Here is a 12,581-nt window from a genome sequence, read left to right as displayed (position 1 = left end):
GGACGACTAGGGTGGATAGTGTCACTATCTGCTAGAAACTCACAAGAACGGGGTAAGTTTATAGACAATTCATGTCTCACCTGTTGTGCTACTTTTTTCTGTTGTTTTAGTCGTTTTACTGTTTTACGATGTGTTTTGGGAGAAATCATCCCATGGTTATAGAGAATGGTACGAACAGTTGTATCTGTTAAATTGATGCCATGTTCTTGTTTTAACATTTCAGTAAAATGAACAACATTAGGTTTTAAATTGGTAAATGATTGGTATAGTTCTACAATAAAAGTTTTAGTAGATTCAGGTAGACTATGCTTTGGAGAGCGTTTTTTATTTTTATGAGAAAAAGCTGACTTACCCAATTGAACATAATTGTGAAGTAGTCGGTTAATTTGTCTTAATGATAAAGTTAATTCAACACAGGCACGTTGTTTTGTTTTTTTGCCATGATGAACGGCTTTGATGACGTTATATTTTTTTATTTCATTCACTGTTAATTCTATCCTTTTCATATCTCTAGTTTATCATTTTGGGACATTTTGTCATTCGATTACTTTAAGACATTATCACATTCGATTGATAAAAATCATAAAAAATGCAACTGCTAATTGACAAATAGTCGTAAATTAGATAGAATAATAAACGGTATTGTTTGCCCCATGATGAGCCCCGGAAACTTATTATGTAACAAACAAGGATTTGTAAAATTGGAGGAAGAATAATGCGTACAACATATATGGCTAAGCCAGGCGAAGTAGAACGTAAATGGTATGTGATTGATGCAACTGATGTTCCTTTAGGACGTTTATCAGCAGTCGTAGCAAACGTTTTGCGTGGAAAAATGAAACCACAATACACACCACATGTTGACACAGGTGATTTTGTTGTTGTGATTAATGCAGACAAAGTGAAATTGACAGGTAAAAAAGCTACAGATAAAATTTATTATCGTCACTCAAACCACCCAGGTGGATTGAAAGCTCGTACAGCTGGTGAATTACGTGCGAATGATTCACGTCGTTTAGTAGAGTTATCAGTTAAAGGGATGTTAGGTAAAAACTCTTTAGGTCGCAGACAGTTCACAAAATTGAACGTATATGGTGGTTCAGAGCATCCACATGCTGCACAACAACCAGAAGTATTAGACATTACAAACTTAATCTAAGGAGGACATAACATTGGCACAAGTTCAATATAGAGGCACAGGACGCCGTAAACATTCAACTGCTCGTGTAATTTTAGTACCAGGTACAGGAAACATTGTTTTCAATAAAAAAAGTATTGAAGAATATATTCCATTTGCTTACTTACATGAAGTTGTTAAACAACCATTAAATTTAACAGAAACATTAGGAAGCTATGACGTTTATGTAAACGTAAATGGTGGCGGATTTACAGGTCAAGCTGGTGCAGCACGTCACGGTATCGCACGTGCGTTATTGCAAGTTGACCCAGATTTCCGTGGTGCGTTAAAAGCTGCAGGCTTATTAACACGTGACCCACGTATGAAAGAACGTAAAAAACCAGGTCTTAAAGCTGCTCGTAAAGCAAGCCAATTCTCAAAACGTTAAACCTTATTATATCAACGTTTTCAAGCACTTTTCTCATTTTTTGGGAAGGTGCTTTTTTATGTTCGAATACGTTTCTTGTTTTGAAACGAGTTTTTTTGTATGATTGTAGCATATTTCTAATGTGTAGTTATTATTACAATTGTTTTCTATTATATGTTTATCACATAGAGAAAATAAACGATAGTGATATTAAAATAGGATACTTCAAATGAATCTTGAAAATTTTGGTAACGGTTACTGAAATAAATCAAAATTTTTCTAAATTCGTTCGTATGTTGATAACAAATGTACAGGTGTTATTTTGAAAAAATACGCAAATTTCCTACAAAAAAACTACCTTTTTTTGTGAAATCGTAGTATGATACATAGTAAAGAAAGGTGTGGTGAAATGAGTTTATTTCAAAGTTTGAAAAAGAAAATTGTGGGAAAAAATATTCCTATTGTGTTTCCAGAAGCAACAGATGTCCGAGTATTAGGTGCGGCGGTACGTTTACGTGCTGATGATTTGGTTGAGCCAATTTTATTGGGAAATCCAGATGAGATTAGAGCATTAGCTAGTTCACGGGGATTGTCTATTGATGAGATAACCATTTTAAATCCTAGTGATTATCCTAAAAAAGAGGAAATGGTTTCAGCTTTTGTGGAACGAAGAAAAGGTAAAGTGAGTTCAGAAGAAGCACAGAGCATTTTAAATGACGGCAATTATTTTGGAACGATGCTTGTGTATATGGGCATTGCTGAAGGTATGGTGTCTGGTGCAATTCATTCAACAGGGGATACAGTTCGTCCAGCTCTACAAATTATCAAAACTAAGCCAGGTGTATCTCGAACAAGTGGTGCTTTTATTATGATGCGTGGTGAACGTGAACGTTATGTGTTTGGAGATTGTGCAATTAATATTAATCCAACGGCACAGGAATTGGCAGAAATTGCGATTGAAAGTGCAAAAACAGCAGAAATTTTTGATATTGAACCAACAGTAGCGTTATTGAGTTTTTCAACAAAAGGATCTGCTAAAGCTCCAGAGGCACAAAAAGTGATTGAAGCAGCAGAAATTGCGCAAAAACTAGCTCCACATTATCAAATTGATGGAGAACTACAGTTTGATGCAGCTTTTGTTCCAGCAGTAGCTGAACAAAAAGCACCAGGTTCATCTGTTGCAGGGAAAGCGAATGTTTTTGTGTTCCCAGAAATTCAATCTGGAAATATTGGCTATAAAATTGCACAACGTTTAGGGGGATTTGAGGCGATTGGCCCAATTTTACAAGGGTTGAATAAGCCAATTTCAGATTTATCTCGTGGTTGTAATGAGGAAGATGTCTACAAATTAGCAATTATTACGGCTAATCAAAGTTTGGCAAAATAAGTATCACATAAAATGGTCTATAATAAAGGAACCGGTAAGACGAGTCTTTTGTTAGTATAAGGATAGATAAAACTTAACAAAAAATCTTACATTAATGTTTTACTCCTTAATGTAAGATTTTTTGTTAGATAGTCTTGAGGTGCTATATGTAATTTTGAGTGAATAGCATTAGATTTTAATGGAACTAAGAAAAAGCTAGTCTTGTTATTAAAAATAGGGTAATGATCAACTTGATATAAGATGAGTTGATTATTACTCTGTATTTTTTATTAAAAGAATAGAAAAGATGACGGTTTGTTTCGTCAATTCAACAAACCGACTTCATGGATAGTTGAAATATCAAGAATTCTTATCGAGTGATGTTGGTAATGCATCTAATATCAAAAGCAATATGTGATTCCAAAATGGTTTGATTTGTGGTATAGCATTGATCATTATTGTTATTTCATAGTTTGATGTTTTGCGCTTTGATGATACGTGATAATGATGGAAAGATTTTTTGACTTTTTTATTTTATATTTAGAGCTTTCTTCCCAGTTACATTGTTTTAAGTGATATTTTTAAAACTGCAGGAACTTATCGTTTATAAACGTTAGGTCCCTGCAGTTTTTGTTGTTTAGGTACTTTCTTTTCAGTTTCTTATTTGATTTATATTAAAAATGACACATTAAAAAAATTGAATAAACAAGATACCTAATATCATAATCGTTAAACTAATAAATTGCTTCAATGTAATAGGTTTAACAGGTGTGTGAAGCCAACCAAAATGTTCTACGCATAATCCACCAGCAGTAATTCCCAGTAGTGAAGTAAGTACGGCTAGTCCTGTTCCGATAACAGGAACAAGGTAAGTGATGCCTAATACATAAGAGGCGCCAATTAGTCCACCTAGCCACATCCACCAAGGGTTATATTGTGCTTTAAAATATTCCTTTGTTGGAAAAGGACGTGTCACTAGTAAAATAATGATGCAAATGAGTGTCCCGAAAATAAATGAAATTAAACTCGCTTTGACAGATGAGTTGATTGAAACACCTAGTTGTCCGTTAATTGTTGCTTGAATAGCACTGAGTGCTCCAGTAGAAATGCCGAGCAGTTGATATAAGGCTAAACGCTTAGATTGGTTTGTGTGCTGCGAGACTTTTGGTACAGTTCCCAGAACACCGATAAGGACACAAATAGCACCGATAGCTTTTGAAAAATTGATAGGCACAACGTTTGCATGAAATAGTCCGAAATGATCAATAATTAATCCGGTACAAATTTGTCCTAAAATAGGTAAAATGGCAGCTTGAGATGCTCCTAATTTTTGGAATAAAATGACGCTGTTCATCAAATATAAAATACCTATTGGTCCACCTAGCCATGCCCACCAGGGAATAGTAGATAGTGTTTCAGAAGAAATTAATAATGATTTGTCTACGATATATGTGGCGATTGCTAGTGGTATACTTCCTACAATAAATGACGTAAATGTAGCAATCATTGGTGAGGTAGTACTTTGGCTAAGTTTTGTGTTTAAGCAGATTTGAATGGGTAAAATAAATCCGATAAAAATACCTAATAAAATAAACATATAGACTCCTAATCTTGTGATTGATTTGATTTTATGTGTGATTGTAACGTGTTGACTTTATCTTGAATACGTTTTAAACGTGGTTGATTATCCTCTTTGAAATGACGTAGCGTTGTTTGAATATCTTTTAAAGATTGATTGAGTTGTGGGATAACTTGAGAGGTAATTTCTCTTTTTGCTTGATTTAATGTAGAAAGTGCCATGTTTAATTGTGTGGCATTCTGTTGGATATTTTGTAAATAATGGGAAACTTTTTGTCGATTTTCTTTTCCAGATGATTTAACCAGAAGTAAAGTTACTATACTGGTAATAGAGCCACCAAATAAAAATCCTTTAAAAAATTTTGACATTGTAATCCTCCTTAAAATGCTTGAGTAATAGTTTGAGCAATTGCATGCATTTCTTCTTGTGTATACATAGGAGAATGGGGTTCAAATGTTATAGAAAGTCCGTCTTGCTCAGGAAAACGTGGAATAAGATGAATGTGTGAATGAAAGACACTTTGATAGGCACGTTCTCCGTTATTGTTGATGATATTCAATCCTTGCATGTTTGGAAATGCTTTTTTTAGTGCCTTTGATACTTTTTCAATTGCTTCCCCCATGGAAGAGGCAATATCTGGTGTCCACTCGAAAACATCTTTTACATGTGGTTTAGGAATAATGAGTGTATGTCCTTTTGATACTTGTGTAATATCCAAAAAGGCATAGACGTGTTCATTTTCGTAAACGGTGTAACTAGGTATTTCTTTAGATAAAATTTGACAAAAAATGCAATTAGACATGATGAAAACCCTCCTTTATTTTTGAATAATGTATCATAAAAATTAACGAAAAACAAATAAAAGAAATAAGTAGATTAAGACAATAGGGAGATGAAGTCTTGTGACACAATATAAGTCTAACAGACAAATTGTAAGTTTCATGAAAATACTGGATGTCCTACTGGAAAACAAGAAAATCTTAAGAGAAATATGGGAGAAAAAGAAGACTTTTTATGAATGATAGCCATTACATTTTTTTATGAATAAAAAACTTTGATATTTTCAAAAATAAGTAGTAGAATGAGTATATTGCATAAGGAAAGTCTTTATGTTTTCATTGATATTTTGCGGAAAAGAGGTGAGTTTATGGAAAGTAAACCGTTCGATTTCGAATTGTTTGGGATAGGTTTTACGCTTTCGATTGTAGTGTCAACAATTATAACGTTGTTGTGTGTTATTGTTTGTATTTTTTGGATGACTAGAAAATTATCAATCCGACCAGCTCATGGCCAGACTGTAATGGAATTACTAGTGGATTTTATTAAAGGTGTTGTGACAGATAATGTGAAGTGGGAAGTTGCTGGAAAGCCACTGACTATTTTTTCAACGACGCTTTTCTTATTCATTGTATTTTCCAATTTACTAGACTTGCCTTTTTTTGTTGAAGCCGGAGGGTATTCATTTTGGAATGCACCAACAGCAAATGCTGTAGTGTGTTTGAGTTTGTCGTTAATGGTTATTTTATTGAGTCACTATTTAAGTATACAACGCTACGGATTTAAACGTTATATCAAACAAAACTATTTGAAACCTGTCGCATTTTTATTCCCTATTAAAATTTTAGAAGAATTTACGAATACGCTAACTTTAGCTTTACGTTTATATGGAAATATTTTTGCTGGTGAAGTATTGATTGCTCTACTTGCTCAGTTAAGTTTAGCAGCAGGATTTACTACAGTCATACCTACGGTCATGTTGACTATTATCTGGCAAGGCTTTTCTGTTATGGTGTCGTTTATTCAAGCCTATGTGTTTACGACATTATCTATGGTTTATATTGGGCATAAGATTGAATATCATGAAGATGAATAAAAAATTAATTAAAGGAGTTTTATCATGGAATTAAAATATATTGCAGTGGCATTAGTTATGGGATTATCAGCACTTGGATCAGCTTTGGCGAATGCACGTGTCGTATCAAAAGCATTAGAAAGTATTACAAGACAGCCAGAATTAAAAGGATCATTGTTAAGTACAATGTTTATTGGTGTTGGTTTGATTGAGGCTATTCCACTATTAGGTGTTATCGCAGGATTTTTAATGCTATTTTCATAATGAGAGGGAGAAAAAAATATGGATTTTCTAGTATTGAATGCAGATGTATCGACAGTATTAGGTAATTCATTAACGATTTTAGTGTCTTTCATCATTTTAATGGCAATTTTAAGTAAATTTGCTATTCGTCCGATTATGGATATTGTCGAAAAACGTGAAAAGAACGTTAATGATCAATTAGATAATGCTGCTGAAAGTCGAGAAAAAGCACAAGCATACGAGCAAGAAGCTAAGCAGACTGTTCAAGAAGCACAAATTAAAGCACAACACTTGGTAACGAAAGCTAAAGAGGCGGGAGATCGCATTAAAAATGAAGCATCGAATCAGGCAAGACAGGATACTGTGCGTATTCGTCAAGAAGCACAAGTGGCAATAGAGAATGAAAGACAAGTGATGATGAACGAATTGAGTGCACAAGTTGCCGATATTAGTGTAGAGTTGACAAAACGCTTGTTAAAACGTGAATTAAATGCACAAGATCATCAACGCTTAATTGAAGACTTTATTGAAGGGTTGGAACAATAATGGTTAATTTTTACAATGAGAGAGCACAATTATTATATGATAAGTCTAAAGCTAATGGTGTGCTTGAAAAAGTGTATGAAGATCTCCAACTATTCAAACAAGGTGTAGGCGGAGAGATGCCGTTTACTCAAATGATGACACGTGAATATGTGACCAATTCTAGTAAAGGTGCCTTGTTAAAAGATATTATTGTCTATTTTCATGAGGAAACCAAACAATTTTTTCAATATTTCATTGATGAGGCATTGTATAGCTATATTTATCGTACAATTAAACAGTTCGAGGATATTTATGCTAAGCATCATCTAACTATTGTCACAGCCGTTCCACTGAGCAAAGAACAGGTTGAACGTATTAAGCGTGCTATGGCTTTAAAGAAAGAACAAGAATTTGACACGTGTGAAAATCAAGTAGATGAACGTATATTAGGTGGCGTTTTAGTGAAATCAAAAGAATTTATTTACGATACAACATTGGCAACACAGTTAAAAGAATTTAAAAAAGAATTTAGTGAGGGGTGAGGAATCAATGATAAATCAAGCGTTTGATATTAGTCAAGCAATAAAAAAACGTGTTGAGTCTTTCAAAACAGATAATAAAATTAGTGAAATTGGAGAAGTGACTTTCGTTGGTGACGGCATCGCTCGTGCAACTGGGTTAACTAATGTAATGTCTAATGAGATGCTAATTTTTGAGAATGGCACAGTTGGTGTTGCTCAAAATTTAGAGCAACATGATGTTGGGATTATCGTTTTAGGTGAATATTCTAATATTCATGAGGGCGATATTGTTAAACGAACAGGAGAAATTTTAGATGTACCAGTTGGTGAGGCTTTAATTGGACGTGTTGTGAATGCTTTAGGACAGCCTATTGATGGAAAAGGTCCTATTTTGAGTCAAAAACGTCGTCCAGTAGAAGCAGAAGCACCAAGTATTATGCAAAGACAATCTGTTAATGAGTCTTTACCTACAGGATTGAAAGTAGTTGATGCGCTGGTGCCTATTGGAAAAGGGCAACGTGAATTGATTATTGGAGATAGACAGACTGGAAAAACAACTATTGCAGTTGATGCTATTTTAAACCAAAAAGGGAAAGGGACATTATGTATTTATGTTGCCATTGGTCAAAAAGAATCTACTGTTAAAGCGTTAGTAGATACGTTTGAAAAGCATGGTGCAATGTCATATACGACAGTTGTTTCGGCTAGTGCTTCTCAACCTTCTCCAATGTTATATATTGCACCATATGCTGGAGCAGCTATTGGCGAGGAGTTTATGTATGCAGGTAAAGATGTATTGATTGTTTATGATGATTTATCAAAACAAGCTGCTGCTTATCGTGAGATTTCCTTATTATTACGTCGGCCACCAGGTCGTGAGGCTTATCCTGGAGATGTATTTTATTTACATTCACGTCTTTTAGAACGTTCAGCTCGGTTGAGTGATGCTTTAGGCGGCGGATCTCTAACGGCTTTACCAATTATTGAAACACAGGCAGGCGATATTTCAGCCTATATTCCAACAAATGTTATTTCTATTACAGATGGACAAATTTTCTTACAAAGGGATCTATTTTCATCAGGTGTTCGTCCAGCTTTAGCAGCAGGACTATCTGTATCTCGTGTAGGGGGAGCAGCTCAGACGAAAGCTATGAAAAAGGTTTCCGGAACGTTGCGTATTGATTTAGCAAGTTATCGTGAACTAGCGGCATTTACACAGTTTGGAACGGATTTAGATGCTGCAACACAACAAAAATTAAATCGTGGGAAACGTACTGTAGAGGTGTTGAAACAAAATCAACATAGTCCTTTATCTGTAGAAGAACAAGTTGTTATATTATTTGCTTTAACGCAAGGTGTTTTAGATACATTATCTATTCGTGATATTAGTCAGTTTGAAGTAGGTTTAATTGAGTACTTGAGTGTTGAAAAACCAGAATTTATGGCACAAATTAGGAATGAAGGCACTTTACCTGATGAGGAAGAATTATTGAGTGCCATTAAGGCATATCGTGAAACATTTGTGCCAACTGTTTTAAGTTAATGAATAGTTCCAAAATACACGATTAGGTTAAATAGAATGCTGATATATTTAGGAGTCGTCGTTAATGTATGAGGCTGTTATTTGTATCATTAGTTTATTGAGATTGGCAGAAATGAAAAGTAGAGAGGTGGAAAAATGGGCGCATCATTAATTGATATAAAAAAGAGAATTGATTCAACAAAAATGACCATGCAAATTACAAGTGCTATGCAAATGGTTTCTGCTGCCAAACTGAATCGTTCTGAACAGTATATGCGTAAGTTTCACGAATACTCTCATAAAATTTATGAAATTGTAGCTCATTTGGCAAAGGAATTACAATCAGAAGGTATTGAATTGAGTGATTCTGATGATGTAGAAAATACAGAGTCTTTTATTGATTTTAGAGATATGCTTATTCAAAGACCTATAAAGAAAACAGGGTATTTAGTGATTTCAGCTAGTCAAGGATTAGCAGGGAACTATAATAGTTCATTGTTTAATGCTACGTTAAATATGTTGAAAGAAGATCACAAAAGTCATGATGAATTTGTATTGATGACTATTGGTTCAGCTGCACAAGCGTTTTTTGCTAAAGCAGGGATTGAAGTGGACTATCAATTAGAAAGTATTAGTGACTTTCCATCGTTTGATGAAGTAAGAAGTATTATTGTTAAGGCAGTATCAATGTTTAGAACGGGTGAATTTGATGTATTATATGTATGCTATAATCATCATGTAAATGCGATGATGTCAATGTATCGTGCTGAACAATTTTTACCTTTAACAAATTTTGATGATGATGTGCATGATGGCGTGTACATGTTTGATCAGTCTAAGCAAGCAGAGTATATTTTTGAACCATCAAAGGAAGCAGTCTTGGCACGTTTATTGCCTCAGTTTGCTGAAAGTGCAGTTTATGAGTCAATTTTAGATGCCAAAACAGCCGAGCATGCTGCGCGAATGATTGCCATGAGGAGTGCAACTGATAATGCCTCAAAATTGATTGATGAGTTGAAGAAAATTTACAATCAACAAAGGCAGTCTGCAATCACACAAGAAATTACTGAAATTGTAGGTGGAGCATCAGCCTTGGGACAATAAAGTAAGCTAGTAAAAGAATAAATGAATGTGAGGAGTGTTAAGGTGAAGATAGGACAAATCAGTCAAATTATGGGATCCGTAGTTGATGTTTCTTTTCCTTTGTCCGATGGTGTACCAGATATTCATAATGCTTTGGTTGTTATCAAAGAGAAACCAGATGGCACACAACAACGAGTGACTTTAGAAACAGCCATTGAATTAGGACAGGGTGTTGTGAGAACAATTTCTATGGAATCTACTGATGGATTAACACGTGGTATGCGTGTTGAAGATACAGGGAAAACAATACAAGTTCCAGTAGGTAAGGAAACTTTAGGACGGATTTTTAATGTTTTGGGAGATACAGTTGATGATGGTGAGGCTTTTCCAAAAGATTTTCCAAGAGAGCCTATTCATAAAAAGGCACCTAAGTATGAGGAATTAAATAGTAAATATGAAATTTTGCAAACTGGTATAAAAGTTATTGACTTGTTAGCTCCCTATTTAAAAGGTGGAAAGATTGGATTATTTGGAGGTGCAGGTGTTGGGAAAACAGTGCTTATTCAAGAATTAATTCATAATATCGCTGAAAAGTCTAATGGGATATCAGTATTTACAGGTGTTGGCGAACGTACTCGTGAGGGAAATGATTTATATCATGAGATGAAAGAATCAGGTGTTAGCCAAAAGACTGCAATGGTGTTTGGACAAATGAATGAACCACCTGGAGCACGTATGCGAGTTGCTCTGACTGGATTAACATTAGCCGAGCATTTCCGTGATAAAGAAAAACAAGATGTTTTGTTATTTATTGATAATATTTTCCGGTTTACACAAGCAGGTTCAGAAGTATCTGCCTTATTAGGACGTATGCCAAGTGCGGTAGGGTACCAACCTACTCTTGCAACGGAAATGGGGCAATTACAAGAGCGAATTACATCAACTAAGAATGGATCAATTACATCTATTCAAGCAATTTATGTTCCGGCAGATGATTATACAGATCCTGCACCAGCGACAACTTTTGCTCACTTAGATGCAACGACAAACTTAGAGCGTAAATTAACGGAATTAGGGATTTATCCTGCCGTTGATCCACTTGCCTCAACATCCAGTGCTTTAACTCCAGAAATTGTAGGACAAGAGCATTATGATGTGGCTATGGAAGTGCAACGTATTTTACAGCGGTATCGTGAATTGCAAGATATTATTGCTATTTTAGGGTTAGATGAATTATCTGATTCAGAAAAAGTGTTGGTCAATCGAGCAAGACGCTTGCAGTTTTTCTTATCTCAAAATTTCCATGTTGCTGAAAACTTTACTGGGCAACCCGGATCTTTTGTGCCAGTTGCTGAAACAGTGCGTGGATTTAAAGGGATTATTGAAGGACGATACGATGATATTCCGGAAGATGCCTTTAGAAATGTTGGTGCTATTGAAGATGTTATTAGAAAAGCAATGCGTTCAGGATATAATGGACCTGCTATTAAAGAATTGCCTACAGAAGATATTGAGTAATAGTAGGAGGTTACAAAATGGATGAAAAAGGAATAATTGTAAATATTGTCACACCTGAAGGGATTGTTTACTCACATCATGCCAAAAAGGTTAGTGTGAAAACTGAACAAGGTGGATTGACTATTTTGCCTAATCATATTCCTATTGTGACACCTTTGGTTATTGGTCCGGTGACGGTAACAAGGCAAAGCGTTGAGCAAGATAATTATATTGCCGTGAATGCGGGAATTTTAGAATTTAGTAATAATGTTTGCAATATTATTGCAGATAGTGCTGAGCGAGCAAGAGATATTGATAGAGATAGGGCGAATTTTGCTAAGGAACGTGCTGAACATGAAATTCATGAGGCTGAAGAGTTACATGATGATATGCGTTTGCGTAGAGCTAGAATTTCATTAAATAAGGCAATTAATCGTATTGGTGTATGCGATTTGTACAGAAAATAAAAATAGTATAATGAACCTATGTCAATCGAAAATGAAAATGTCCCAAAATGTGAGCCACTATAAGTGCAATGATTTTCAAAAAAAATCATTGCACTTATAGGGCAAAATAATGTATGCTATTAAAGTATCAAGCAAGCTTGTTGTCTTGATACTCTTCAAGAGTTTTTCCAATACTCTTGAGATAGCGTTTGAAAGATGCCAGTTTCCACGGGTGTGATTGTGGTGGAACGTATTGGCGCCTTTCTTTTTTTATATTCTCACCCAAATCAAACACCGCTGAATGCTCTTCATGTGTTAACAAACAACGTGTGGCATAAATGTTGTCAGCGATATTCAAGAAAATATCCCCATTAAATGCTTCAATAACCAACGCTTTTGTGTG

The 12,581-nt window shown here is 34.9% G+C and carries 14 protein-coding genes and 2 pseudogenes; 11 read left to right on the top strand and 5 right to left on the bottom strand.

Annotated elements, in window-relative coordinates:
- Positions 1–506 (bottom strand): annotated as a pseudogene (locus tag E4T68_RS07115) (helix-turn-helix domain-containing protein); the annotation flags it as partial.
- A gap of 209 nt (positions 507–715) precedes the next feature.
- Here E4T68_RS07115 and rplM point away from each other — a divergent pair.
- The 3 genes from rplM (at position 716) to pta (ending at position 2,931) form a co-directional block, all read left to right on the top strand.
- Positions 716–1,159: a 50S ribosomal protein L13 gene (rplM, locus tag E4T68_RS07110; RefSeq protein WP_135125519.1), complete on the top strand. Its 444-nt coding sequence runs from the start codon at positions 716–718 to the stop codon at positions 1,157–1,159.
- A 13-nt stretch (positions 1,160–1,172) separates the two neighbouring features.
- Positions 1,173–1,565 carry a 30S ribosomal protein S9 gene (gene rpsI, locus E4T68_RS07105; protein WP_135125517.1) on the top strand — a complete coding sequence of 131 codons (393 nt, stop codon included), beginning with the start codon at positions 1,173–1,175 and terminating at the stop codon, positions 1,563–1,565.
- A 388-nt stretch (positions 1,566–1,953) separates the two neighbouring features.
- Positions 1,954–2,931 carry a phosphate acetyltransferase gene (pta, locus tag E4T68_RS07100; protein WP_135125515.1) on the top strand — a complete coding sequence of 326 codons (978 nt, stop codon included), beginning with the start codon at positions 1,954–1,956 and terminating at the stop codon, positions 2,929–2,931.
- Positions 2,932–3,598: 667 nt separating this feature from the next.
- Here pta and E4T68_RS07095 read toward each other — a convergent pair.
- The 3 genes from E4T68_RS07095 to E4T68_RS07085 are packed head-to-tail and all read right to left on the bottom strand — an operon-like array spanning position 3,599 to position 5,291.
- Positions 3,599–4,507: a DMT family transporter gene (locus tag E4T68_RS07095; RefSeq protein ID WP_135125513.1), complete on the bottom strand. Its 909-nt coding sequence runs from the start codon at positions 4,505–4,507 to the stop codon at positions 3,599–3,601.
- A gap of 8 nt (positions 4,508–4,515) precedes the next feature.
- The gene (locus E4T68_RS07090) at positions 4,516–4,857 is read right to left on the bottom strand and encodes a YtxH domain-containing protein (protein WP_135125511.1); all 342 of its coding nucleotides are present in this window, start codon (positions 4,855–4,857) and stop codon (positions 4,516–4,518) included.
- Between the two features lie 11 nt (positions 4,858–4,868).
- Positions 4,869–5,291, bottom strand: coding sequence for an HIT family protein (locus E4T68_RS07085; RefSeq protein ID WP_135125509.1), 423 nt, complete (start codon positions 5,289–5,291; stop codon positions 4,869–4,871).
- Between the two features lie 345 nt (positions 5,292–5,636).
- Between E4T68_RS07085 and atpB the strand changes: the two genes are divergently transcribed.
- The 8 genes from atpB to E4T68_RS07045 all read left to right on the top strand — a co-directional run bounded on the left by atpB (position 5,637) and on the right by E4T68_RS07045 (position 12,199).
- Entirely contained in the window at positions 5,637–6,362 is a 726-nt protein-coding gene (gene atpB / locus E4T68_RS07080; protein WP_135125507.1) for a F0F1 ATP synthase subunit A, read from the top strand.
- 24 nt (positions 6,363–6,386) lie between these two features.
- Complete coding sequence (atpE, locus tag E4T68_RS07075; protein WP_135125505.1) at positions 6,387–6,605, top strand: F0F1 ATP synthase subunit C; 219 nt, start codon at positions 6,387–6,389, stop codon at positions 6,603–6,605.
- A gap of 18 nt (positions 6,606–6,623) precedes the next feature.
- On the top strand, positions 6,624–7,130 hold the full coding sequence (gene atpF / locus E4T68_RS07070) for a F0F1 ATP synthase subunit B (protein ID WP_135125503.1): 507 nt from the start codon (positions 6,624–6,626) through the stop codon (positions 7,128–7,130).
- The gene (gene atpH / locus E4T68_RS07065) at positions 7,130–7,651 is read left to right on the top strand and encodes an ATP synthase F1 subunit delta (protein WP_135125502.1); all 522 of its coding nucleotides are present in this window, start codon (positions 7,130–7,132) and stop codon (positions 7,649–7,651) included. Before atpF ends, atpH begins: the two co-directional genes overlap by 1 nt.
- Before the next feature lie 7 nt (positions 7,652–7,658).
- Complete coding sequence (gene atpA / locus E4T68_RS07060; protein ID WP_135125500.1) at positions 7,659–9,173, top strand: F0F1 ATP synthase subunit alpha; 1,515 nt, start codon at positions 7,659–7,661, stop codon at positions 9,171–9,173.
- Between the two features lie 135 nt (positions 9,174–9,308).
- On the top strand, positions 9,309–10,256 hold the full coding sequence (gene atpG / locus E4T68_RS07055) for an ATP synthase F1 subunit gamma (RefSeq protein WP_135125498.1): 948 nt from the start codon (positions 9,309–9,311) through the stop codon (positions 10,254–10,256).
- 42 nt (positions 10,257–10,298) lie between these two features.
- The gene (atpD, locus tag E4T68_RS07050; RefSeq protein ID WP_135125496.1) at positions 10,299–11,753 is read left to right on the top strand and encodes a F0F1 ATP synthase subunit beta; all 1,455 of its coding nucleotides are present in this window, start codon (positions 10,299–10,301) and stop codon (positions 11,751–11,753) included.
- 17 nt (positions 11,754–11,770) lie between these two features.
- Positions 11,771–12,199 carry a F0F1 ATP synthase subunit epsilon gene (locus tag E4T68_RS07045; RefSeq protein ID WP_135125494.1) on the top strand — a complete coding sequence of 143 codons (429 nt, stop codon included), beginning with the start codon at positions 11,771–11,773 and terminating at the stop codon, positions 12,197–12,199.
- Between the two features lie 127 nt (positions 12,200–12,326).
- Here E4T68_RS07045 and E4T68_RS07040 read toward each other — a convergent pair.
- Positions 12,327–12,581 (bottom strand): annotated as a pseudogene (locus E4T68_RS07040) (ISNCY family transposase); the annotation flags it as partial.

Origin of the sequence: Granulicatella sp. WM01, from assembly GCF_004570605.1 — a bacterium.
GTDB lineage: Bacteria > Bacillota > Bacilli > Lactobacillales > Aerococcaceae > WM01.
Note: the sequence above shows the minus strand (reverse complement) of the source record. Positions and strands in the feature narration are given on the sequence as shown.